Annotated in this window: 20 protein-coding genes; 12 read left to right on the forward strand and 8 right to left on the reverse strand. The window is 66.1% G+C overall.

Going from position 1 to position 22910, the window contains the following annotated elements; translation table 11 throughout:
• The first annotated feature begins 32 nt into the window (after positions 1–32).
• On the forward strand, positions 33–1178 hold the full coding sequence (locus PJ259_RS06240) for an MFS transporter (protein ID WP_271655838.1): 1146 nt from the start codon (positions 33–35) through the stop codon (positions 1176–1178).
• A gap of 93 nt (positions 1179–1271) precedes the next feature.
• Here the strand turns inward: PJ259_RS06240 and PJ259_RS06245 are convergent, their stop codons facing one another.
• The 5 genes from PJ259_RS06245 to PJ259_RS06265 are packed head-to-tail and all read right to left on the reverse strand — an operon-like array spanning position 1272 to position 7882.
• A complete protein-coding gene (locus tag PJ259_RS06245; protein ID WP_271655144.1) occupies positions 1272–2813 on the reverse strand; it encodes an APC family permease in 1542 nt (513 codons plus the stop codon).
• A 57-nt stretch (positions 2814–2870) separates the two neighbouring features.
• Positions 2871–3617, reverse strand: a complete 747-nt coding sequence (locus PJ259_RS06250) for a gamma-glutamyl-gamma-aminobutyrate hydrolase family protein (protein ID WP_271655145.1) — start codon at positions 3615–3617, stop codon at positions 2871–2873.
• A 45-nt stretch (positions 3618–3662) separates the two neighbouring features.
• A complete protein-coding gene (locus PJ259_RS06255; protein ID WP_271655146.1) occupies positions 3663–4940 on the reverse strand; it encodes an NAD(P)/FAD-dependent oxidoreductase in 1278 nt (425 codons plus the stop codon).
• 54 nt (positions 4941–4994) lie between these two features.
• A complete protein-coding gene (locus PJ259_RS06260) occupies positions 4995–6488 on the reverse strand; it encodes an aldehyde dehydrogenase (protein ID WP_271655147.1) in 1494 nt (497 codons plus the stop codon).
• An 11-nt stretch (positions 6489–6499) separates the two neighbouring features.
• Positions 6500–7882 carry a glutamine synthetase family protein gene (locus tag PJ259_RS06265; protein ID WP_059315215.1) on the reverse strand — a complete coding sequence of 461 codons (1383 nt, stop codon included), beginning with the start codon at positions 7880–7882 and terminating at the stop codon, positions 6500–6502.
• 203 nt (positions 7883–8085) lie between these two features.
• Here PJ259_RS06265 and PJ259_RS06270 point away from each other — a divergent pair, with 203 nt between their 5' ends.
• Entirely contained in the window at positions 8086–8973 is an 888-nt protein-coding gene (locus PJ259_RS06270) for a LysR family transcriptional regulator (RefSeq protein WP_271655148.1), read from the forward strand.
• A 112-nt stretch (positions 8974–9085) separates the two neighbouring features.
• Here the strand turns inward: PJ259_RS06270 and PJ259_RS06275 are convergent, their stop codons facing one another.
• Together PJ259_RS06275 and PJ259_RS06280 are read right to left on the reverse strand one after the other, a co-directional pair.
• On the reverse strand, positions 9086–9772 hold the full coding sequence (locus PJ259_RS06275) for an LrgB family protein (RefSeq protein WP_271655149.1): 687 nt from the start codon (positions 9770–9772) through the stop codon (positions 9086–9088).
• A complete protein-coding gene (locus PJ259_RS06280) occupies positions 9765–10112 on the reverse strand; it encodes a CidA/LrgA family protein (RefSeq protein WP_271655150.1) in 348 nt (115 codons plus the stop codon). Before PJ259_RS06280 ends, PJ259_RS06275 begins: the two co-directional genes overlap by 8 nt.
• A gap of 317 nt (positions 10113–10429) precedes the next feature.
• Between PJ259_RS06280 and PJ259_RS06285 the strand changes: the two genes are divergently transcribed.
• The gene (locus PJ259_RS06285; protein ID WP_271655151.1) at positions 10430–11629 is read left to right on the forward strand and encodes an amino acid aminotransferase; all 1200 of its coding nucleotides are present in this window, start codon (positions 10430–10432) and stop codon (positions 11627–11629) included.
• 129 nt (positions 11630–11758) lie between these two features.
• On the opposite strand, the gene PJ259_RS06290 is transcribed toward PJ259_RS06285, so the two are convergent.
• Positions 11759–12748, reverse strand: a complete 990-nt coding sequence (locus PJ259_RS06290; RefSeq protein ID WP_271655152.1) for a LacI family DNA-binding transcriptional regulator — start codon at positions 12746–12748, stop codon at positions 11759–11761.
• 163 nt (positions 12749–12911) lie between these two features.
• Here PJ259_RS06290 and PJ259_RS06295 point away from each other — a divergent pair, with 163 nt between their 5' ends.
• From PJ259_RS06295 to PJ259_RS06335, 9 genes are all read left to right on the forward strand, one after another.
• Positions 12912–14078: a Gfo/Idh/MocA family protein gene (locus PJ259_RS06295; protein ID WP_271655153.1), complete on the forward strand. Its 1167-nt coding sequence runs from the start codon at positions 12912–12914 to the stop codon at positions 14076–14078.
• A gap of 2 nt (positions 14079–14080) precedes the next feature.
• Positions 14081–15151 (forward strand): sugar phosphate isomerase/epimerase family protein, encoded by a 1071-nt coding sequence (locus PJ259_RS06300; RefSeq protein WP_271655154.1) that lies wholly within the window; start codon positions 14081–14083, stop codon positions 15149–15151.
• A 49-nt stretch (positions 15152–15200) separates the two neighbouring features.
• Positions 15201–16436: a nucleoside permease gene (locus PJ259_RS06305; RefSeq protein WP_271655155.1), complete on the forward strand. Its 1236-nt coding sequence runs from the start codon at positions 15201–15203 to the stop codon at positions 16434–16436.
• Between the two features lie 340 nt (positions 16437–16776).
• Positions 16777–18327 carry a sugar ABC transporter ATP-binding protein gene (locus tag PJ259_RS06310; RefSeq protein WP_271655156.1) on the forward strand — a complete coding sequence of 517 codons (1551 nt, stop codon included), beginning with the start codon at positions 16777–16779 and terminating at the stop codon, positions 18325–18327.
• Between the two features lie 37 nt (positions 18328–18364).
• Positions 18365–19351 (forward strand): ABC transporter permease, encoded by a 987-nt coding sequence (locus PJ259_RS06315; protein WP_027602020.1) that lies wholly within the window; start codon positions 18365–18367, stop codon positions 19349–19351.
• A 30-nt stretch (positions 19352–19381) separates the two neighbouring features.
• Positions 19382–20326: an ABC transporter substrate-binding protein gene (locus PJ259_RS06320; RefSeq protein ID WP_059315225.1), complete on the forward strand. Its 945-nt coding sequence runs from the start codon at positions 19382–19384 to the stop codon at positions 20324–20326.
• A gap of 14 nt (positions 20327–20340) precedes the next feature.
• Positions 20341–21357 (forward strand): aldo/keto reductase, encoded by a 1017-nt coding sequence (locus PJ259_RS06325; protein WP_271655157.1) that lies wholly within the window; start codon positions 20341–20343, stop codon positions 21355–21357.
• A gap of 135 nt (positions 21358–21492) precedes the next feature.
• A complete protein-coding gene (locus PJ259_RS06330; protein ID WP_271655158.1) occupies positions 21493–22503 on the forward strand; it encodes a zinc-binding alcohol dehydrogenase family protein in 1011 nt (336 codons plus the stop codon).
• A 39-nt stretch (positions 22504–22542) separates the two neighbouring features.
• The gene (locus PJ259_RS06335; RefSeq protein WP_208691528.1) at positions 22543–22881 is read left to right on the forward strand and encodes an L-rhamnose mutarotase; all 339 of its coding nucleotides are present in this window, start codon (positions 22543–22545) and stop codon (positions 22879–22881) included.
• Positions 22882–22910 lie beyond the last annotated feature (29 nt).

The following is a 22910-nucleotide window of genomic DNA, read 5'->3' on the forward strand; positions in this document are numbered from 1 at the left end:
GCCTACCCGTGGCGGCGCTACTGGCGCTGGCGATGACCGGTTTCATCTGCATCATGACCGAGACCCTGCCCGCTGGGCTGCTCCCCGAGATAGCCCAGGGACTCGGGGTATCGAACGCCCTGGCCGGACAATCGGTGACCGCCTATGCCGCCGGCTCGCTGGTGGCCGCGATTCCCCTCACCATGGCGACGGCTCACTGGCGGCGACGGCGCGTGCTGCTCGCCACCATCCTGGGATTCCTGCTGTTCAATACCCTCACCGCGCTGTCGACCCACTACCTCCTGACATTGGTCGCGCGCTTCGCGGCGGGGGCCGCGGCCGGGCTCGCCTGGAGCCTGCTGGCCGGCTATGCCCGGCGCATGGTGGCGCCGCGCTTGCAGGGAAAGGCGATGGCCATGGCGATGATCGGCACGCCCATCGCCCTGTCCCTGGGCGTCCCCCTGGGCACCTGGCTGGGCGGTCTGCTGGGATGGCGACTGGCTTTCGCCACCATGTCCGCACTCACGCTGGGCCTGATCGTCTGGGTCGTGGCGAAGGTGCCCGACTATCCTGGGCAAACGGAAGGCCAGCGGCTACCGCTTCGCCAAGTGCTCGCCACGCCCGGTATCCGCGCCATTCTCGCCGTGGTCTTTACCTGGATGCTGGCTCACAACGTTCTCTACACCTACATCGCCCCCTTCGTCGCCCAGGCGGGGCTCGGTGACCGAGTCGATCTGGTACTGCTGACGTTTGGTGCTGCCTCGCTGCTCGGCATCTGGATCACCGGTCGCATCGTCGATCACAGTCTGCGTCGGGCCGTCCTGATCAGTCTGGCCACCTTCGCCTCGATCGCCGTGATCCTTGGCCTGAGCCACGACTCCGCGACGGCGCAGTACCTGGGTATCTTCGTCTGGGGCCTGACGTTTGGCGGCGCCGCTACCCTGCTACAGACCGCCCTGGCCGACACGGCGGGCGCAGGCGCGGACGCGGCGCTGGCGATGAACGTGGTGACCTGGAACAGTGCCATCGCCGGTGCCGGCGTTCTGGGCGGCGTGCTGCTGGAAACGGCGGGCCCACAGGCCCTGATCTGGGCCGTGCTGGTGCTGTCGCTGGCCGCCCTCGCCATCGCGACGGCGGCGCGTCACCACGGCTTTCCCGCTGGTGCACGCGCGACCGGCGCGCCGGTTCTGGGCTACTAGCCACCCTTCCCCGCCGCAAGAGGCAGTAGCGTCCGACCTGACAATTCCGTCTGCTGAATAGGAACGTCGCGGACGGGAGGCAGCAGGCCCGGCTCAGCCCTGATGCGGCAGCGCTTCCAGCGTGGCGCCCTGAAAGAACGCCGGGGCGCGCCAGCGGGTGAACAGCATCAGCACCAGGCCCAGCAGCAGGATCACCACGGCGATGATGAATACCAGACCGATACCGCCCAGGTGCGAGCCGCTACCGAAGTCCGGTGACAGGCTGGCGACAGCGGTCTGCCAGAAGATCACCGAGAGGATGAGCGCGCCGAGCAGCGGGCACAGGCCGCGCAGCAAGGCGTGGCGCAGACTGCCGAACAGACTGCGGCGGAAGTACCAGACGCAGGCATAGGCCGTCAGCGAGTAGTAGAAGCAGATCATCATGCCCAGGGCGGTGATGGTGTCTGCCAGGACGTTGTCGCTGAGGGTGCGCATCACCACATAGAAGGTGGCGGTGGCGATGCCGGCGGCGATGGTGGCGTAGCGCGGCGTACGCGAGCGCGGGCAGATGTGGGCGAAGCGGCGCGAGACCGCACCGTAGTGCCCCATCGCCAACAGGGTGCGAGCTGGCGAGATGAAGGTGGATTGCAGGGAGGCCGCGGTGCTGGCCAGCACGGCGATGGACATCAGGATCGCCAGCGGTCCCATCACCGGTCCGGCCAGATGGGCAAAGACGTTTTCCTGGATCTCCGGATTGCCCAATCCCAGACCCGAATCGCTGATACCAGCGAATTGCAGGGTCGCCGCCGCAGTGAACAGGTACAGCATCAGGATCAGCAGCACCGTGACGGTCGCTGCGCGCCCCGGCACCTTCTGGCTGCCCACGGATTCTTCGCTCACCGTCAGGCAGACATCCCAGCCCCAGAAGATGAAGATCGACAGCGACAGGCCCGCGGCGAAGGCGGAAAAGGACTCGACGTTGAAGGGGTTGAACCATTCGGGGTGGAAGACTACCGGCGCCACCTGCGGCGCGGCGTTGAAGGCCGCCAGCGAAAAGCCGACCAGCACCAGCAGTTGCAGGGCGACCAGACCGTACTGGATGCTCATGGTCATGCCGATGCCACGGCAGCTGATCCAGACCGCGATGGCGATGAAGACGCAGCAGGTGACGATGTTCACCAGCAGGTTCTGCGACAGCGCGGCCAGCTCCGCCCGGCCACTGAGCTGGGCAAGGAAAAGATAGAAGAAGTCCACCGCCACCCCGGCGAGATTGGACAGGACGATGGTGGTGGCCGTCACCAGCCCCCAGCCACCGATCCAGCCGATCATGGGGCCGAAGGCGCGGGTCGACCAGGTGAAGGAGGTGCCGCTGTCCGGGTCGACGGCATTCAGTTCGCGGTATCCCAGGGCCACCAGCAGCATCGGCAGGAAGCCAACGATGAATACGGCAGGCAGATAGACGCCCACTTCGCGCACGGTCGGCCCCAGGGCCCCGGTCAGGGTGTAGACGGGGGCGATGGTGGAAATGCCCAGTACCACACAGGCGAGCAGGCCCAGCGACCCCGCCGCCAGACCCTTGGCGGACGGGTCGGCCAGGGCTTCCGGTCCGGTGTTGCCCGGGGCGCCTGCAGGTGCGCCCTTGCTCTGTTCAGTCATGCGTCTCTGCCCTGCTGTTGGAATTGTTTTCAGAGTCCGGCGTGCGCGGCAAGGTGCCTAACGCGACGCGGCATGGCGCTGGCAGGCGTCGCGGAACGCGTTCAACAGCGTCAGGGATTCGGGGTTCTCGCGGAAATTCCACTCGGGATGCCACTGCACCCCGACGACGAAACCGGGAGCGTCCGCCAGCGACACACCCTCCACCAGACCATCCGGTGCCCGGGCCTCGACGCGCAGCCCACTGGCCAGCCGATCGAGGCCCTGGCTGTGCAGCGAATTCACCTGGAAGCTCGCCGGCAGCCCCAGGCGCTCGAACACCCCGCCCGGCGGCACCTGGACCGGATGCTTGGATGCGTATTGCTCGGCCAGCAGCTCGCTCTGGGGCTCGCGGTGATCGTCATGGCCGGGCAACTCCTGCACGCGTTGATGCAGGCTGCCGCCGAGGGCCACGTTGAGCTCCTGAAAGCCCCGGCAGATGCAGAACACCGGAATGCCGCGATCGATAGCCAGCCGCAGCAGCGGTAGGGTGTAGGCGTCACGGGAGGCATCGTGGTGGGTACCGGCCAGACTGGCGGGCCCCTGATAGTGATGGGGCTCGACATTCGACGGCGAGCCGGTGAACAGCAGGCCGTCCAGGTGCTCCAGCAGCGCCTGCGGATCGCTCGGCACGCTGCGCGCCGGCAGTACCACCGGCAGCCCGGCGTGGCCTGCCGCCTCGACGTACTTGTCGCCGACGGTATGGGAATCGTATTTGCCGAGCGTCTGCCGGCAAGCCGTCACGCCAATCAGGGGCATAGGGGACATGGCTATTCTCCAGAGTGCCCGCCTGGATCAGGCGGGCGGACAGGGTCAGATACCGAGGCGATCGCGCAACTGGTAGTAGGTCGCGCCCAGCGCGGTAAAGGGCACGCGCAGCAGCTGCCCGCCCGGGAAGGGATAGTGCGGCAGGCCGGCGAAGGCATCGAAGCGCTCCGCCTGCCCGCGCAGGGCTTCAGCCAGGACCTTGCCCGCCAGGTGGGTATAGGTGACGCCGTGGCCACTGCAGCCCTGGGAGTAGTAAATGTTGTCGCCGAGGCGGCCCACCTGCGGTAGCCGCGACAGCGTCAACAGGAAGTTGCCGGTCCAGGTGAAGTCGATCTTGACGTCCTTGAGCTGCGGGAAGGTCTGCAGCATCTTTGGCCGGATGATGGCCTCGATGTCGGCCGGATCCCGCGCGCCATAGACCACGCCGCCGCCATAGATCAGCCGCCGATCGGCGCTCAGGCGGAAGTAGTCGAGCAGGTAGTTGCAGTCCTCCACGCAGTAATCCTGGGGCAACAGGCTGCGCGCCAGCTCCTCGGACAGCGGCTCGGTGGCGAGCACCTGGGTACCGCAGGGCATGGACTTGGCGGCCAGTTCCGGCACCAGTCCGCCCAGGTAGGCGTTGCCGGCCACCACCACGAAGCGCGCCTTCACCTGACCCTGGGCGGTATGCACCACGGGGTTGGCGCCGCGGTCGATACGGATGGCCGCACTCTGCTCATAGAGTTTGCCGCCCAGAGAGGCCACTGCCGCCGCCTCGCCCAGGGCCAGGTTGAGCGGGTGGATGTGACCGCCGCTCATGTCCAGCATGCCGCCGATATAGCGATCGGTGCCGACCACCTCGCGAATGCCACGCGCGTCGAGCAGCTCCAGCTGGGCATGGCCATAGCGCTCCCAGAGCTTTTTCTGGGCCTCCAGATGGCCCAGCTGCTTGCCCGTGAGCGCGGCGAACACCCCGCCATCCTTGAGATCGCACTGGATGTTGTAGCGGGCGATACGGTCGCGAATGATCCGTCCGCCTTCGAAGGCCATCTCCCCCAGCAATTGGGCCTGCTTGGCGGGCAACTGTCGCTCGATGGCATCGATGTCGCGGCTGTAGCTGTTGACGATCTGGCCGCCGTTGCGCCCGGAGGCGCCGAAGCCGACCCGCGCCGCTTCCAGCACCGTCACGCTGAAGCCGTGCTCCAGCAGGAAGAGCGCGGTGGAAAGCCCGGTGTAACCGGCGCCGATGATGCAGACGTCGCTTTCGACGCTGCCTTCGAGCCTGGGATAGGGAGCCGGCTGATTACTGGAGGCTGCGTAGTAGCTACCGACGTGTTGTTGCATGGTGTGATTCCTCTGCCTGCGCCCCGACGTCGCCGCCAGGGTCGCCGCGCCTGTTCAGAGCTTGATCCAGGTCGCCTTGAGTTCGGTGTATTTGTCGAAGGCATGGAGCGACTTGTCGCGACCATTGCCAGACTGCTTGAAGCCGCCGAAGGGCGCCGTCATGTCGCCGCCATCATACTGGTTGACCCAGACACTGCCGGCGCGCAAGGCCCTCGCCACGCGATGGGCACGCGAGATATCGCGCGTCCAGACGGCAGCGGCCAGGCCATAGGGGGTATCGTTGGCGATGCGCACCGCTTCTTCTTCGCTGTCGAATTCGATCACGGCGAGCACCGGGCCGAAGATCTCCTCCCGGGCAATACGCATGGCGTTGTCCACGCCCTCGAAAATGGTCGGGGTCACGTAGCTGCCGCCAGTCTCCGCCAGGGCCTGGCCGCCACCGCTCACCAGTCGGGCGCCCTCGGCGCGGCCCGCCTCGATGAAGCCCAGCACGGTACGTAGATGGCCTGCGTCCACCAGGGCACCGACGCGGGTGTTGGGGTCCAGCGCATGGCCAGGCGCCCAGCCCCGCAGGGCTTCCACCACCAGCGCCAGAAAGCGCTCCTTGATCGAGCGCTCGACCAGCAGCCGGGAGCCAGCCACACAGACCTCACCCTGGTTGAAGGCGATGGCCGCCGCGGCCGCTTCGGCGGCGGCCGCCAGGTCGGGGGCATCGGCGAAGACGAGGTTGGGACTCTTGCCGCCCGCCTCCAGCCACACCCGTTTCATGTTCGATTCCCCCGCATAGACCAGCAGCTGCTTGGCGATACGGGTGGAGCCGGTAAAGACCAGGGTGTCGACGTCCGGGTGCAGCGCCAGTGCCTGGCCGACGGTATGACCGTAGCCGGGCAGCACGTTGAACACCCCTGCGGGGATGCCCGCCTCCAGCGCCAGGCCGGCGATGCGGATGGCGGTCAGCGGCGACTTCTCGGACGGCTTGAGGATCACCGAGTTGCCGGTGGCGAGCGCCGGACCCAGCTTCCAGCAGGCCATCATCAGGGGAAAATTCCAGGGCACGATGGCGGCCACCACACCCACGGGTTCGCGGGTCACCAGGCCGAGCTGATCGCGCGGGGTCGGCGCCACCTCGTCATAGACCTTGTCGATGGCCTCGGCGCTCCAGCGGATGGCATTGGCCGCCGCCGGAACATCGATACCCAGGGAATCGCTGATGGGCTTGCCCATGTCCAGGGTTTCCAGCAGCGCCAGTTCCTCGGCGTGGGCCAGCAACAGATCGGCGAAGGCGATGAGTACCCGCTTGCGCTGCGCCGGTGCCTGGTACGCCCAGTCGCCTCGGGCGAAGCTGGCCCGCGCCGCCTGTACAGCGGCCTCGGCATCCTCGGCCATGCAACTGGCCACCTGGGCCAGATGGCGACCATCCACGGGGCTCGAATCCTCGAAGGTCGCGCCACCCAGGGCATCGCGGTAGGTCCCGTCGATGAAGGCACGGGACTCGACGGTCAACCGCTGGTAGCGCTGCTCCCAGTCCTGCTGCGTCAGCATTGTCATGGTCACGCTCCTCAGACGGTATGCAGATACCAGTTGTATTCGAGATCGGAAATGGTGGTTTCGAACTCCTCCAGCTCGGCTTCCTTGCAGGCGACGAAGATGTCGATGTACTCGGGGCTGATGTACTGGTTCATCACCGCGCTGTCGTCCAGGCAGCGCAGGGCGTCGCGCAGGTTGTTGGGCAGGCTCTGTTCGAGCTGCTCGTAGGAATTGCCGCTGACGGGCGCGCAGGGTTCGAGGTGCTGGGTCATGCCGTGATGAATGCCGGCGAGGATCGAGGCCATCATCAGATAGGGATTGGCGTCGGCACCGGCGACCCGGTGTTCGATGCGGATCGCCTCGCTGCTGCCAGTGGGCACGCGCACCGCCACGGTACGGTTGTCCAGGCCCCAGCTCGGGGCGTTAGGCACATAGAACTGGGCGCCGAAGCGGCGATAGGAATTGACGTTCGGGCAAAGGAAGGCCATCGACGCCGGCAGGGTTTCGAGGATGCCGGCGATGGCGTGACGCAGCGGCGCGTGGTGCTCCGGATCGTCGGTGGCGAAGATGTTCTGCCCGGTCTGCTTGTCCAGCAGCGAGATGTGCACGTGCAGACCGTTGCCGGCCTGGCCGGGATAGGGCTTGGCCATGAAGGTGGAGTCCATCTCATGGTCATAGGCGATGTTCTTGATCAGGCGCTTGAGCAGCACCGCGTAGTCGCAGGCCTTGATGGCGTCCTCGACGTGATGCAGGTTGACCTCGAATTGCGCCGGCGCGGATTCCTTGACGATGGCATCCGCCGGCAGCCCCTGCTCCTTGGCGCCTTCGAGCATGTCCTGCAGACAATCCACGTATTCGTCCAGGTCGTCGATCAGATAGACCTGGGTGGAGACCGGCCGCTTGCCGGAGATCGGCGAGCGCGGCGGCTGCGGCCGGCCGTTCACGTTCTCCTGGTCGATCAGGTAGAACTCCAGTTCGAAGGCGGCGCAGATGGTCAGGCCCAGGTCATCGAATTTCTTCACCACCCGCCGCAGCACTTCGCGCGGATCGGCGAAGAACGGCGAGCCGTCCTGTTCGTGCATGGTCATCAGCAGCTGCGCGGTCGGGCGCTTCTGCCAGGGCTCGTAGCTCAGGGTGCCGGGGATGGGAAAGCAGGTGCGGTCGGCGTCGCCGATGTGCAGCCCCAGGCCGGTGCTTTCCACCGTGGAGCCGTTGATGTCCAGGGCGAACAGCGAGGCCGGCAGGTTGATGCCGCGCTCATAGACCTTGGACAGACTGGCCCGCTCGACACGCTTACCCCGGATGACGCCGTTCATGTCGGTGATCAACAGATCGACGTACTGGATCTCGGGGTGCTCCTTGAGAAAGCCGTTGGCTTCGGTGAGCTGGACGACGCGGGGGGATATCGAATTCATGAGGGGCATCCTTGACGCTGGCCCGCTTCGTTGTGCTTGCTCGTGCGGGTCTGGCAGCGTGGCTGTGGGTGGTGGTTGCTGCAGGCGCCGACCCTGTCTGCCAAGGTCAGCCCTTCCACCTGATTGCCCTTGCGGGGCTGGGCCAGTATAAATTGGCATAAGCGCAACCCATATCGGCGAATCGGCAAAGGAACAATGCACCGATGCAATATCAGATAGGCCATGCCGATCTCAAGCTGATTCTCGCCCTGGTGCGCGGCAGGACCCTGGCCAGAGCGGCAGAGCAGTTGCAGGTGGACGTCTCCACGGTGTTTCGCGCCATCCGCAAGCTCGAAGCCAATCTCCAGGTCGCGCTGTTCGACAAGAACCGTCGCGGCTACACCCCCACCCAGAGCGCCAAGGCCCTCGCCGAACAGGCCGAGCGCGCCGAGCAGGCGCTCGACGCGGCGCGGATCGCCCTGGCCCAGGGTGAGAACGTCATCAGTGGTACCGTGCGCCTGACCTGCACCGATGCGGTGCTGCGCAGCCTGCTCCTGCCAGGGCTCGCCGAACTCATGCCACGCTATCCCGCGGTCGCCCTGGAAGTCGCCACCTCCAATACCTTCGCCAGCCTGAGCAGACGGGATGCGGACATCGCCCTCCGGTTGTCGAACGCGCCGCCTGAGCACCTGATCGGGCGCCGCCTCGGTCGCAGCTCCTATTTCGTCTGTGGGCATGAGCGCTATCGCGCCGGCTATGGCCGGGCCGCCACCGAACTGCCCTGGATCGCCCCCGATGACTCCCTGGCCGATCATGTGTCGGTCACCTGGCTGCGCCAGGCCTATCCCAGTCTCACGCCCCGCTATCGCTGCAGCAGCATGTCTTCGGTGGGCAGCCTGGTCGGCGCCGGGCTCGGCGTGGCCGCCCTCCCCGACTTCATGATCAGCAGCCTGGACGGCGTCGAGCGCCTGAGCGCCGCGCTCGACAACTGCGACACCGACATCTGGCTGCTGACCCGCCCGGACAACCTGTCGCTGCGCTCGGTGCAGATCCTCTTCGACCAGCTGGCAGAGCTGCTCAGGGCGCGGATCGAAGCGGCCTGCCACACCTGAATCTCGACCGGTCGCGGCCCTGACCGTCGTTGCGAGGGCGCAACGCTGATCCGGCCGTGCTGGCCAGGCACACATCGAGGCCGCTCGCGAATCCGCAACGGGAGATCCGTGTTCAGACCGCGAGCGCGACCGGCAACAGGACCGCCGTGGCTATTCCCAGGAGAATCATGCCGAGTGCCGAAAAGGCGGCCGTTTCCTGGCCTTCGCGCAGTGCATACGCCGTGCCTATGGCATGTCCGTTCATGCCCAGGGTCAGGCCTCTGGCCGCTGGATCTTCAACCTTGAACAGCTTGAGCAGCGGCAGGGCCAGCGTCGTGCTGATGACGCCGGTCAGCATGACGATCACGGCAGTCAAGGACACCAGCCCGCCAAAATGTCCGGACAGGGGCAAGGCGATAGGCATGGTCACCGATTTCGGCGCCAGGCTCATCAACAGGGTCGGGGACAAACCGAACAGCCAACCCAAGGCCAGGGTCAAGGTCACCCCCACGATGCCACCCACGGACAGCGTGATCAAAAGCGGCCCGGATAGGGAGATCACGCGCTGGATATTTCGGTAGAGGGGTACGGCCAGCCCTACGGTCGTAGGCCCCAGCAATAGCGAAAGCGTGCCACTCGCGCTGCGATAGTGCTCATAGGGCACGCTGGCGGCCCAGAGCAGGCTCGCGACGAGCGCCGTGGTGATCAGCACCGGTTGCAGCATCACCAGACGCAGGCGCTGCTGCAGCAGCAACGCCACCTGGTAGGCAGCGAGCGTCACGGACAACGCCAGTAACGGCGCCAGATAGGGATCAGCCATCGGTCTTTCTTCTTATCAGGTATTGCAGCAGCAAGCCGCACAGCGGAACAGTCACCACCAGGGACAACGCGATCACCAGCAGCAGACGCAGCCAGACCGTCACTTCCAGCGTATCGACATCGATGATTCCAACAGCCGGCACCACGAGCATCAACGGAAGGTAGCGAAGCAGACTGCCAGCCATGGCATCCACCCCTTCGGGCACTCTTCGCAGCAGCAATAACATGCCGAACAGAATGAATATCCCGATGACACTGGCCGGGATGCCACTCACATAGCCGGCAATACAGGACCCCAACAGGTAGCAGCCTGCAAGTACCAGCATGCCCGTTATGTTCATGCCCCCTCCTCGTTGTTGTTCGTTTTACCGTGGCACCACAGCGTACTGGATTTCAGTTGACTGACTACAGGCTTCCGCAATGAGGCGTGTCCTGGGCAGCCACTGCCTGAAGATCGAGATCGCTGCTGATATGGTTTTTTTAGGCCCGCCTGCTCCGAATGCTCCATTCGGAGCGGTGCTACCCTTCGCGTCGATAAAGGCAACGTCCATGTCTTCCAGCGACTTGGCATGTGACGAGCGAAGGCCGCCGCTCGGCGTGGCGCCAGGTACTGGCGGCGGCGAGACCGGAAATCTCATTGATCAGGTAATGGATAACGATGTTCGAACACCTGACCGAATACCAGGGCGATCCCATCCTCTCCCTGATCAGGACCTATCAGCAGGACCGCCGGCCTGAGAAGGTGAATCTGAGTGTCGGCGTCTACACGGACGCATCCGGCCGGTTGCCGGTCCTGCGGGCCGTGGCGGCAGCCGACCAGCATCTGCGAAAAACAGCGCTGGCCCCGTCGATGTACCTGCCCATGGAGGGCCACGAAGGTTTTCGACTGAATGCTCAGCGCCTGCAGTTCGGCGATGCCAGCCCGGCACTGGCGGATGGCCGCGTGGCTACCATCCAGACCGTCGGTGGATCGGGCGCGCTCAAGATAGGCGCGGACTTCCTGCGGCGGTGGTTTCCGGAGTCCGGCGTCTGGGTGAGCGATCCCACCTGGGACAATCACGTCGCCCTCTTCGAAGGCGCTGGCTTCGCGGTCAGCAGATACCCCTATTACTGTCCGTCCTCCGCCGAGCTTGCCTTCCAGGACATGCTCGACACCCTCAGCGGCCTGGCTGCCAGGAGCATCATCCTGCTCCACCCCTGCTGCCACAATCCCACGGGCCTGGATCTCACCACCGCCCAATGGCGGAAGGTCATCCAGGTGCTGGCCGAGCGTGAGCTCATCGCCTTCGTCGACTGCGCCTATCAGGGTTTCGGCACCGGGCTGGAAGAAGATGCCTTCGTCATCAGGGAAATGGAGCGCGCCGGCCTGACCTTTCTCGTGAGCTATTCCTGCTCGAAAAACTTTTCGCTGTACGGCGAGCGGGTCGGCACCCTGTCCGTGGTCTGCGCCTCGGCGGCAATGGCAGCCCGGGCGCAGGGCCAGCTGCAAGCCACGGTGAGACGAAACTACTCGAGCCCCCCGCGGCATGGCGCGCAACTGGTGGACCTGGTGTTGGGCAGCGAGCTCGCCGATCTCTGGCGAGCCGACGTGGATGACATGCGCCAGCGCACCTCCGCCATGCGCGAGCTGCTCGCGACCGCCCTCGGTCACGCGCACCGGTCACTCGGTGAGCGGATTCGCAGCCACAGCGGGCTATTTTCCTATACAGGTCTGGGCAGGACCGAGGTGCAACGCCTGCGGCAGGATTTCGGCATCTATCTGGTCGATAATGGCCGGCTCTGTGTGGCCGGATTGACCGCCGAACGGGTTGATCATGTCGCCTCGGCTATCGCGGAGGTGCTGCGGCATCCGGAGTGATCCCGCCTAGGCATGGCGAGCCCTGCGGACGGCCTTCACTGCTCCGGTCAGCCCAGGACTGTTCCGCGACGGCGCCCGCCTTCGCTCACGCCTACTGCTGGCAAGCGCCCAATGGGTGGAGAGCTGCGCTCACCCACATACACCGGTGCTTCCCCGCACCTTCAGTTCGAAGGGCAACACCACCTCTCGCGCAGCCGGCGTGCCCCCGTTGAGCACCTCCAGCAGCATGGCCACCGCGCGCTGGCCGAAGGCCTCCGCCGGCTGGGCAATGGTGGTCAGTGGCGGCTCGGTGTAGGCGGCGAAGGCGATGTCGTCGAACCCCGCCAGGGAGATGTCTTCCGGGACACGCAACCCGGAGCGCCGCAGGATCTGCAGCGCTCCGATCGCCATCTCGTCGCTGCAACAGAACAGCGCGGTCGGGCGCTCGGGTAGCGTCAGCAGTGCCTTGGCCGCGGCGGCGCCAGCGGCCAGGGTGAAGTCGCCTTCGTGCAGCAGACCAGGATCCAGGGCAATGCCCGCCTGCGTCAGCGCCTCCTGGTAGCCGGCCAGCCGTTCCAGGGTCAGCGGGCTGTCTTCCGGCCCCTTGATCAGGGCAATGCGCCTGTGTCCGAGCGCCAGCAGATGCTCGGTCAGGCAGCGCGCGGCGGCGCGATTGTCCAGCCGGACCTTGGGCCAGGTGTGCTCGGCGAGCACTTCGCAGGCATTCACCACCGGCGGTATGTCGCCCTGGCCGGCAAAGGGATCGAAAGCGCGGAGCTGGATCACCCCATCGGCCTGACGTGCATAGACCAGTTCGGCGTATTCGCGCTCGCGGCGTTCGTCGCCAGCGGTATCGCACAACAGCACCCGATAACCGGCCGCCTGCGCCGCCTGCTGGATGCCGGCGATGACCCGGGCGAAGAAGCTGTTGGCGATCAGCGGAACCAGCACCACCAGGTTGCCGGTGCGACGGGAGCGAAACTGCACGGCCATCCCGTTGGGCCGATAGTTGGCAGCGGCCACGGCGGCCTGCACGCGCTCGCGGGTAGCGGGCGCCACGACGTCGGGATTCTTCAAGGTACGCGACACGGTCGCCACCGATACCCCGGCCAATTCGGCAACCCGGCGAATGTTGGACATGCAGCCTCGGTAAGCGATGGAAAGGTTGCCACTGTGCGCAAAGGCAATCCGCCAGGCAAGCCATACGCCTGAGTGGCACTTGACTAAATCCGCCAGCGGCCGCCAAATGCCGAAAAAATGTAACCGGTTACACCTAGCGCGATAGCAGCCGGAGGATCAGGGGATGCAGGCTCATACCAGCCACAGGATTCGCTACGGCATGATCGGCGGCGGCCAGGGCGCTTTCATTGGCGCCGCCCATCGTCGCGCGGCGGCGCTGGATGGCACGCTGGAGCTGGTCTGCGGCACCTTCAGCCGCGATGCCGGCAACAATGGCGCCTCGGGTCGCGAGCTGGGCCTGGCACCTGAGCGGGTCTATGCGTCCTGGGAGGCGCTGTTGGCTGGAGAACGCCAGCTGCCAGCCGAGCAGCGCGTCGAGTTGCTGGTGATCGTCACGCCCAACGACCTGCACGTCCCCATCGCCGAGGCCGCCCTGGCCGCGGGCTTCCACGTCTTTTCCGAAAAGCCCGCCGGCACCTCGCTGGCGCAGGTGCAGCACCTGGCGGAAGCCCTGGCCGCGCTCCCCCTGCGCTATGCCCTGGCCCACACCTATTTGGGCTACCCCCTGGTATGGGAAGCCCGCGAGCGGGTCGCCCGCGGCGAGCTGGGCGCCCTGCGCAAGATCCATGTGGAATATCCGCAGGGCTGGCTCGCCCAGGACCTGGCCGCCACCGGCAACAAGCAGGCGACCTGGCGCGACGATCCGGCCGCGTCCGGTCCGGGCGGTTGCCTGGGCGACATCGGCACCCACGCCTTCAGTCTCGCCGAGTTCATCAGCGGCCAGCGCATCTCCCGGCTCAGCGCCCACCTGCGCAGCCACCTGCCCGGCCGGCGCCTGGACGACGATGTCATGGTGCTGTTCGAGACCACCGAGGGTGCCAGCGGCAGTCTGCTGGCCAGCCAGGTCTGTGTAGGCGAGGAAAACGGCCTGCGCATCCGGCTCTATGGTGAGCAGGGCAGCCTGGAATGGCATCAGCAGGAGCCCAACAGCCTCCTGCAGCGCAGTCTCGACCAGCCGCCCCGCACGCTGCGCGCGGGTCTCGGCCAGCCCTGGCTGAGCGCCAGTGCCCAGCAGCGGCTGCGGTTGCCGGCCGGCCATCCGGAGGGCTACCTCGAAGCGCTGGCCAATCTCTACCGCGACCTGGCCGCCGCCATCCGCGATCCGGCGGATCCCGCCGCGGGGCTGCCCGGCATCACCACCGGCTGGCGCGGCCTGGCCTTTATCGAAACCGCCTTGGCCAGCCATCAGCGCCAGGGTGCCTGGACGCCACTACCGACCCTAGGAGCCTGACCATGGCCGCTACCTCTCGCCCAGGGCTCAAGGGCCCGGCAATCTTTCTCGCCCAGTTCCTCGATGACCAGCCGCCCTTCGACACCCTGCCCCATCTCGCGCGCTGGGCGGCAGACCTGGGCTACCGGGGCATCCAGCTGCCGACGCTGGGCCATCAATGCCCGAACCTCGAACGCGCGGCCGCCAGCCAGGACTACTGCGACGAGCTACTTGGCCAGTGCGCCGCGGCAGGCGTGGCTATCAGCGAGCTGTCCACCCATTTGCAGGGGCAGCTGGTGGCGGTGCATCCGGCGTTCAACGAGGCTTTCGACGGCTTCGCCCCGCCGGCCCTGCGCGGCCGGCCGGATGAACGCCAGGCCTGGGCGGTCAAGCAGCTCAAGCTGGCCGCAAAGGCCAGCCGGCGCCTCGGCCTCAAGGCCGTGGCGACCTTTTCCGGCGCCCTGCTCTGGCCCTATGTTTATCCCTGGCCTCAGCGTCCGGCCGGCCTGGTGGACGAAGGCTTCGCCGAGCTGGCACAGCGCTGGCGGCCGATCCTGGACGTCTACGGCGAAGAAGGCGTGGACCTGTGCTTCGAACTGCATCCGGGCGAGGACCTGCACGACGGCGCCACCTTTGAGCGCTTTCTGGCGGCGGTCGACGACCATCCCCGGGCGCGAATCCTCTATGACCCCAGCCACCTGTTGCTGCAGCAGCTGGACTACCTGGGGTTCATCGACCGTTATCACGCGCGCATCGGCATGTTCCACGTCAAGGACGCGGAATTCCGTCCGGACGCCCGCAGCGGAGTCTATGGCGGCTACCAGGACTGGGCCGAGCGCCCGGGTCGCTTCCGCTCCCTGGGGGATGGCCAGATCGATTTCGGCGCCATCTTCAGCAAGCTCACCCAGTACGGGTTCGATGGCTGGGCGGTGCTGGAGTGGGAGTGCTGCCTGAAGGATGCGGCCCAGGGCGCTGCCGAGGGCGCACCCTTCATCGAGCGTCACCTGATCCAGCCGGCCACCCGCGCCTTCGACGACTTCGCCGGCAGCGACGCCGATCCGGCGCGCAATCGGCGGATGCTTGGCCTGCAGTAGCAGCCCCACCTCGTTTTTTCGTCACATAACCCACAACAAGGAATCGACGATGAACGCACTTTCGCTACGCCTGAGCACCCTGATGTTCCTGCAGTTCTTTATCTGGGGCAGCTGGTTCGTCACCCTCGCCACCTTTCTTGGCAACACCCTCGGCGCCAATGGCGGCCAGATCGGCCAGGCCTTCGCCACCCAGTCGTGGGGGGCGATCCTGGCGCCCTTCGTGGTTGGCCTGATCGCCGATCGCTATTTCAATGCCGAGCGCATCCTCGGCCTGCTGCACCTGGTCGGTGCGGTCCTGCTCTACCAGCTCTATGCGGCCGCCGACTTCGCCACCTTCTATCCGCTGGTGCTGGCCTACATGCTCTGCTACATGCCGACCCTGGCACTGGCCAACTCGGTGGCCTTCCGTCATCTGGCCGATCCGGCCCGCCAGTTCGCCAAGATTCGCGTCTGGGGCACCCTGGGCTGGATCGCCGCGGGGTTGGCCATCAGTTTCGTCTTCGCCTGGGACAGCCGCACCGGCATCGCCGCCGGTGCCCTGCGCAACACCTTCCTGCTCGGTGCTGGCGCCTCCCTCATCCTCGGGCTCTACAGTTTCAGCCTGCCGCGGACCGCACCGCTGCCGTCCGCCAGCCAGGGCCTGGGCGCAGCGCTCGGCCTGGACGCCCTGCGCCTGCTCAAGGACCGCAGCTTCGCCGTCTTCTTTGCCGCCTCGGTGCTGATCTGTATCCCGCTGGCCTTCTATTACCAGAACGCCAACCTCTTCCTGGCCGAACTGGGGGTCGCCAACCCCACCGGCATGATGACCCTGGGCCAGGTGTCCGAAGTCGGTTTCATGCTGCTGCTGCCGCTGTTCATCCGCCGCTTCGGCCTCAAGCGGACCCTGCTGGTGGGGATGCTCGCCTGGGCCGTACGCTATGGCTGCTTCGCCCTGGGCGCCCAAGGTGACGCCCTCGCCTACCTGCTGCTGGGCATCGCCCTGCACGGCGTCTGCTACGACTTCTTCTTCGTCTCCGGCCAGATCTACACCGATGCCAAGGCCGGCGAGGCGAACAAGAGCGCCGCCCAGGGCCTGATCACCCTGGCCACCTATGGCGTGGGCATGCTGGTCGGCTTCTGGGTCGCCGGGATGGTCTCGGATCACTATGCCAGCGGCACCGGCCATGACTGGCAAGGCATCTGGCTATTCCCGGCGGTGTTCTCCCTGGGTGTATTGCTGGCCTTTCTGGTCACCTTCCGCGACGCCCGCCCGGGGCGCGCCGCGGCGGCTGCGCCGGTGCGCTAGGACATCTCGGTCGGTGGCCCGGCCTGAATAACGCGGGCCACCCAAAGCGCCTTTCTCCAGACACTTCAGATGGCCCAGACGCTACGCCTGCTGGTCTACCCTTTCCGTCTTCCTCCCGCGCCAGTCCCTCCACCAAGCCGCGCCGCACTGAACGCCTAGTCCATCCGTCACCCATCGCCTGCCCTGCGCAACAAGGCTTTCACCAACCAAGCTGCAATCTGGCAAGACCAATTTGAAAAAATCCAATTGGTCTTGCCAGATATCCGAACGGGGGTGTAGCTTCCCTGCCATGGATCTCACATAGGGCAACGACCCTAAAACAACAACAAGAGAGAGCACCATGCTGGATACCCCATCGCCCCGCGGCGAAGGTGGCGGCCCCGTACCGCCAGCGCCCTCGCCCTGCCTGACGCTCGAAAACATTTCCAAGCGCTTTCCCGGCGTCGTGGCCCTCGACGACGTCAGCCTCAGCCTCTACCCGGGTGAAGTCCACGCCATCTGCGGCGAGAACGGCGCCGGCAAGTCCACCCTGATGAAGATCGTCAGCGGCCAGCAGCCGCCGGACGAGGGGCGGATCCGCTACCTCGGTGAAGAGCGGCACTTCAAGTCCGTGTCGGAAGCCGAGCATGTCGGCATCGCCATCATTCACCAGGAACTCAACCTGGTGCCTCACCTCACGGTGGCGGAAAACATCTTCCTGGCCCGCGAGCCGGTGCGCTTCGGCCTGATCGACAGACGCAAGATGCAGGCGGACACCGAAGCCTGCCTAGCCCGCCTGGGCGTGGCCATCAGCCCCCGCGCCCCGGTGGCCAAGCTGTCGGTGGCCCAGCAGCAGATGGTGGAGATCGCCAAGGCGCTGTCCTTGGACGCCCGGGTGCTCATCCTCGACGAACCGACCTCCTCGCTGACCGAAAGCGAGACCCAGGCGCTGTTCAAGGTCATCCAGGACCTCAAGGCGCGCGGCGTCGGCATGCTCTACATCTCCCACCGGCTGGACGAGATGCGCCACATCGTCGACCGGGTGACCATACTGCGCGACGGCCGCTACGTCTCCACCCAGCGCTTTGCCGACACCAGTGTCGACGCCATCGTGGCGGGCATGGTCGGGCGCTCCCTCGACGAGAAATTCCCGCCGCGCACCTCGGTGCCTACCGGCGAGGTACTGCTGCGGGCGCAAGGCCTGGCCCGCAAAGGGGTCTTCCAGGACATCAGCTTCGAATTGCGTCGCGGCGAGATCCTCGGCTTCGCTGGTCTCATGGGCGCCGGGCGCACCGAGATCGCCCGGGCGATCTTTGGCGCCGACCGGCTGGATGCCGGCCAGGTGGAAATCAACGGCCGCGCGGTCACTATCCGCAGTCCGCGCGACGGCATCGACCAGGGCATCGCCTACCTGTCCGAAGACCGCAAGAAGGACGGCCTGGCGGTCAAGATGACCCTGGCGCATAACCTGACCCTGGCCAATCTGGATGCCCTCTGCGGGCCGCTGGGCTTCATCCGCTTCGGCGAGGAGGCGCGGGTCGCCCAGGACTACGTGCGGCGGCTGGACATTCGCACGCCCTCGATCGACAAGGTCACCCGCTACCTCTCGGGCGGCAACCAGCAAAAGATCATCATCGGCAAATGGCTGTTCCGGGATGCCAGGATCATGTTCTTCGACGAGCCCACCCGGGGCATCGACGTCGGCGCCAAGTACGCCATCTACGAAATGATGGACCAGCTGGCCGCCCAGGGTATCGGCGTCGTCCTGATCAGTTCGGAGCTGCCCGAACTGCTGGGCATGAGTGATCGGATCCTGGTCTTCCACGAAGGCCGCCTGACCGGCGACGTCGAGACCCGGGCCACGTCCCAGGACCAGATCATGCACTACGCCTCCGGCTGCACGTCGCACTGACGGCAGCTCGTCCACGCGTGTCGAGCGAGACAGAGAAATGACCGAAAAACAAAAAGAATTTCTGCAGAAGTTTGGCGCCCTGGTCAGCCTGCTGGCCCTGATCGCGGTGTTTTCCTCCATGAGCAGTGCCTTCCTCACCATGGGCAACGGCATGAGCGTGGCCTTGCAGGTCACCTCCATCGCCTTTCTCGGCCTCGGTGCGACGGCGGTGATCATCACCGGCGGCATTGACCTCTCGGTGGGCTCGGTGCTGGCCCTGGCCGGCGTGGCCAACGCCATGGCAGTCAAGGCCGGCGCGTCCATCGAGGTGGGCATCCTGGTGGGCCTGATCGTCGGCGGGATCTGCGGCGCGATCAACGGTCTGTTCGTGACCCTGGTCAAGCTGCCGCCCTTCATCGCCACCCTGGGCATGATGCTGGTGGCCCGCGGCCTGGCGCTGCGCCTGACCGATGCCCAGCCCATTTCCGGACTCGGCGCGGCCTTTGGCGTGCTCGGCAACGGCACCCTGGGCCGCATCGAGCGCATCGGCGACGACGGCTTTCCCAACGTGATCTTTCCGGGCATCCCCTACCCGGTGATCATCATGATCGTCCTGGCCATCGCCCTGTGGCTGGTGCTCAGCCGTACCCGCCTGGGCCGCCACATCTATGCCGTGGGCTCGAACGCCGAAGCGGCCCGGCTCTCCGGGGTCAAGGTGCGCGCGGTCACGCTCTTCACCTATGTGCTGTCCGGCGTGCTGGCCGGCCTGACCGGCGCGGTGCTGATGTCGCGCCTGGTCACCGCCCAGCCGAACGAAGGGGTGATGTACGAACTGGACGCCATCGCCAGCGCGGTGATCGGCGGCACCTCCCTCTCCGGTGGCATCGGCAGCGTGTCGGGCACCCTGATCGGCGCCTTCACCATCGGCGTGCTGCGCAACGGCCTCAACATGCTCGGCGTCTCCAGTTTCACCCAGCAGATCATCATCGGCCTGGTGATCCTGCTGACCGTCTGTATCGACCAGCTCCGCAACCGCAAGAAGTGAACCCTCGATAACAACAACAAGGAACGACCGATGAAAAACTTCAAGAAAGTGGTCCTGGGTGTCGCCCTCTCCGCCGCGACCTCCCTGGCGCTGGCCGGTAACGGCGAGATCGCCGTCATCGTCAAGAGTGCCAACTCCAATTACTGGCAGAACGTGCAGAAGGGCGTGCAGGAAACGGCCAAGCAGCACACCAGCTACAAGGTCACCTTCCAGGGACCGGCCTCGGAATCGGCGATCGCCGACGAGGTGAACATGGTGGTCAATGCCGTCAACCGCGGCGTCTCGGGCATCGTGCTGGCGCCGTCCGACCCGGACGCCCTGGTCCCGGCCATCAAGCAGGCCTGGGAAGCCCATATCCCGGTGGTGCTGATCGACTCCTCGGTGGCGGAAAGCGGCGCGCCCTACTACCAGTCCTTTCTCTCCACCGACAACAACAAGGCCGGCGAGCTGTCCGCCCAGCGCATGATCGAGAAGGTCGGCAAGACCGGCAAGATCGCCATCATGTCCTATGTGCCGGGCACCGGCTCGGAAGTGGGCCGGGTCGGCGGCTTCCGCAAATACCTGGAGCAGCATTCGCAGCTGACCGTGGTGGGCCCCTTCTATTCCCAGTCGCAGATGGCCAACGCCCTCAACCAGACCACCGACGTCCTGGCCTCCAATCCCGACCTCAAGGGCATCTACGGCGCCAACGAACCCACCGCGGTCGGCATGGCGCGGGCCATCGCCCAGTCCGGCAAGGCCGGCAAGCTGCAGGCCATCGGCTTCGACGGCAACGAGGACCTGCAGGGCTTCGTGCGCGACGGCACCCTGGACGCCATCGTGGTGCAGAGCTCCTATCGCATGGGCCTGGAATCGGTCGCCACGGTGATCAAGGTGATCGAGAAGCAAAAGGTGCCCAAGTTCATCGACACCGGCGTCCTGCTCATCGACAAGGCCAACCTGGATAGCGCCGACGCCCGCAACGTGCTGTATTGAACGGAGGCCTGGCGATGAACCTCTCTGAGCGGAGACATTTGGCCGGAAGCCCCCTGACGCTCCCGGTACTCGGGCTCGGCTGTTCCCAGCTGGGCGGGCTGCATCAGGAGATGCCGGTGCAGCAGGCCGTCGATACCTTGGCGAACGCCTGGCAGCAGGGTATCCGCTACTTCGATACGGCGCCCTTCTACGGCCATGGCCGCTCGGAGCATCGCCTCGGGACCGTTCTCGACGAACAGGAGCGCGATGAGTTCGTGCTCAGCAGCAAGGTGGGCCGGCTGCTCTCCCCCAACGGCAGCGAGCGCGCGAACGATGACGGCTGGGCCCGTCCATTGCCCTTCAAGCCGGTCTACGACTACAGCTACGACGCCATCCTGAGATCCCATGAAGACAGCCTGCAGCGGCTAGGGCTGTCACGCATCGACATCCTCTATGTGCACGACATCGGTCGCCGCACCCATGGCGAGCGGCATGACCTGCACTGGCAGGCCCTGACCCAGGGCGGAGGTTTTCGGGCACTGGAGCAGTTGCGCAGCAGTGGCCAGGTCCGGGCGATCGGACTGGGCGTAAACGAATGGGAAATCGTCGTCGAAAGCATGGGTGAATGCCAGCTGGACTGTACCCTGCTGGCGGGCCGCTACACCCTGCTGGAGCAGCAGAGCCTGCGCCCACTGCTCGACCGCTGCGTTGCCGGCGGCAATGCCATCGTCGCCGGTGGCGTCTTCAATTCTGGGATTCTCGCCGGTGGCCAGCATTTCGACTATGGCGTCGCGCCGGCGGCGGTGGTGGCCAAGGTCGGAGCGTTGCAGGAGGTCTGCACCGAATTCGCGATACCCCTGGCAGCGGCGGCCCTGCAGTTTCCGCTGGCGCACCCAGCGGTGGTGTCCTGCGTCATCGGCGCCCGCAGCGCCGAGCAGGTCAGCACCAACGTCGCCTGGCTGCAGACGCCGATCCCGGTGGCTTTCTGGAACACCCTCAAGCAACGCGGCTTGCTGGACGATGCTGCCCCCGTGCCAGGAAACCCGGCATGAGACTGCCCTGCCAGGTCCATCTCCTGGTCGGCGCCACTGCCGCCCTCTACCGACGAAGCCGACCGCTCGCGGTCATTCCCGGCGAAAGCATCGCCACGAATCCAACGTGCATCCCGAGCGATGCGGAGTTTCATCATGCTGACCGTCATCTGTGAAAAACCCGGCCTGCTGGTCTCCCGCGATACTCCCAAGCCCGCGCGTGGCACAGGCGAAACCCTGATCCGCATCCGGCGGGTCGGCGTCTGCGGGACCGACCTGCACATCTACGAAGGCAACCAGCCCTATCTGGAATACCCGCGGGTGATGGGCCACGAGATTTCCGGCATCGTCGAGGAAACCGACGACAGCGGGCGCCTGCAGGCGGGGGATATTGTCTATGTGGTGCCCTACCTGTCCTGCGGCCAGTGCATCGCCTGCCGCCAGGGCAAGACCAACTGCTGCACCAGGATCGCGGTCCTGGGCGTGCATCGTGACGGCGCCTTGACCGAGTACCTCAGTCTGCCCGACCGCTTCGTCTTCAAGGCCGAGGGCCTCACCCTCGACCAGGCGGCGATGGTGGAATTTCTCGCCATCGGCGCCCACGCCGTGCGCCGTTCGGGGCTGGGCCAGGCCCAGCGCGTGCTGGTGGTGGGCGCCGGTCCGATCGGCATGGCGGCGGCGATCTTCGCCGGCATCGCCGGGGCTCAGGTCACCGTCCTCGACACCCGCGCCGATCGCCTGGAATTCTGTCGCCAGCACCTGCAGGTCGCGGCCACGGTGACCGTCGGTGACGGCGACAAGGACGAACTGGCGCGGCTGACCGATGGCGACTTCTTCGACGTGGTGTTCGACGCCACCGGCAACGCCCGCGCCATCGAGCGCGGTTTCGAATTCGTCGCCCATGCCGGCAGCTATGTGCTGATCTCGGTGGTCAAGGACCACATCCGCTTCGCCGATCCCGAGTTCCACAAGCGCGAGACCACCCTGCTGGGCAGTCGCAACGCCACCGCCGAGGATTTCCAGCACGTCGAGCGCTGCCTGCGCGAGCGCCTGATCCCGGACGCGGCACTCAACACCCATCGCCTGCAACTGGCCGAGCTGCCCACCCGTTTCGCGGAGCTGCTGGACCCGGCCCGTGGCGTCGTCAAAGCCATCGTCGAAATCTGAACGGGTCTGATCGGCCGCCACCGGCCGAGGAGCGAGAACATGACACGCTACTGTCTGCTGCTGGACCTGCGGGACGACCCCGCGCTCATCGCCGAATACGAACGCCAGCACGCGGCGGTCTGGCCCGAGGTCATCGCCCATCTGCGCGAAGCCGGCGTCGCCAACATGACCATCTGGCGCCTCGGCTGTCGGCTGACCATGCTGCTCGAAGCCGGGCCGGACTTCTCCTTCGACCGCCTGCACGAGCTGGAACAGCGCAATCCCAGGATCCAGGAATGGGAAACCCTGATGGCGCGCTATCAGCTGTCCTCACCCGAGGCGGGATCGGAGAAGTGGCAGCTGGCGACGCCGCTGTTCGAGCTGGCCGCCCTGCCCTGAGCCGCTGGCGCCGAACCGGGTAGCCCATG

This window comes from Pseudomonas sp. JBR1, assembly GCF_028198185.1.
In the GTDB taxonomy this organism is placed as follows: Bacteria; Pseudomonadota; Gammaproteobacteria; order Pseudomonadales; family Pseudomonadaceae; genus Chryseomonas; species Chryseomonas oryzihabitans_E.

Bases quoted from the DNA above. Each gene is read 5' to 3' on its own strand.
- PJ259_RS06240 (WP_271655838.1), top strand. From the start codon at position 33: ATGACCGGTTTCATCTGCATCATGACCGAGACCCTGCCCGCTGGGCTG.
- PJ259_RS06325 (WP_271655157.1), top strand. From the start codon at position 20,341: ATGAACCTCTCTGAGCGGAGACATTTGGCCGGAAGCCCCCTGACGCTC.
- PJ259_RS06255 (WP_271655146.1), bottom strand. From the start codon at position 4,940: ATGCAACAACACGTCGGTAGCTACTACGCAGCCTCCAGTAATCAGCCG.
- PJ259_RS06290 (WP_271655152.1), bottom strand. From the start codon at position 12,748: ATGTCCAACATTCGCCGGGTTGCCGAATTGGCCGGGGTATCGGTGGCG.
- PJ259_RS06285 (WP_271655151.1), top strand. From the start codon at position 10,430: ATGTTCGAACACCTGACCGAATACCAGGGCGATCCCATCCTCTCCCTG.
- PJ259_RS06250 (WP_271655145.1), bottom strand. From the start codon at position 3,617: ATGTCCCCTATGCCCCTGATTGGCGTGACGGCTTGCCGGCAGACGCTC.
- PJ259_RS06265 (WP_059315215.1), bottom strand. From the start codon at position 7,882: ATGAATTCGATATCCCCCCGCGTCGTCCAGCTCACCGAAGCCAACGGC.
- PJ259_RS06330 (WP_271655158.1), top strand. From the start codon at position 21,493: ATGCTGACCGTCATCTGTGAAAAACCCGGCCTGCTGGTCTCCCGCGAT.
- PJ259_RS06310 (WP_271655156.1), top strand. From the start codon at position 16,777: ATGCTGGATACCCCATCGCCCCGCGGCGAAGGTGGCGGCCCCGTACCG.
- PJ259_RS06270 (WP_271655148.1), top strand. From the start codon at position 8,086: ATGCAATATCAGATAGGCCATGCCGATCTCAAGCTGATTCTCGCCCTG.
- PJ259_RS06295 (WP_271655153.1), top strand. From the start codon at position 12,912: ATGCAGGCTCATACCAGCCACAGGATTCGCTACGGCATGATCGGCGGC.
- PJ259_RS06320 (WP_059315225.1), top strand. From the start codon at position 19,382: ATGAAAAACTTCAAGAAAGTGGTCCTGGGTGTCGCCCTCTCCGCCGCG.
- PJ259_RS06335 (WP_208691528.1), top strand. From the start codon at position 22,543: ATGACACGCTACTGTCTGCTGCTGGACCTGCGGGACGACCCCGCGCTC.
- PJ259_RS06280 (WP_271655150.1), bottom strand. From the start codon at position 10,112: ATGAACATAACGGGCATGCTGGTACTTGCAGGCTGCTACCTGTTGGGG.
- PJ259_RS06275 (WP_271655149.1), bottom strand. From the start codon at position 9,772: ATGGCTGATCCCTATCTGGCGCCGTTACTGGCGTTGTCCGTGACGCTC.
- PJ259_RS06260 (WP_271655147.1), bottom strand. From the start codon at position 6,488: ATGACAATGCTGACGCAGCAGGACTGGGAGCAGCGCTACCAGCGGTTG.
- PJ259_RS06305 (WP_271655155.1), top strand. From the start codon at position 15,201: ATGAACGCACTTTCGCTACGCCTGAGCACCCTGATGTTCCTGCAGTTC.
- PJ259_RS06245 (WP_271655144.1), bottom strand. From the start codon at position 2,813: ATGACTGAACAGAGCAAGGGCGCACCTGCAGGCGCCCCGGGCAACACC.
- PJ259_RS06315 (WP_027602020.1), top strand. From the start codon at position 18,365: ATGACCGAAAAACAAAAAGAATTTCTGCAGAAGTTTGGCGCCCTGGTC.
- PJ259_RS06300 (WP_271655154.1), top strand. From the start codon at position 14,081: ATGGCCGCTACCTCTCGCCCAGGGCTCAAGGGCCCGGCAATCTTTCTC.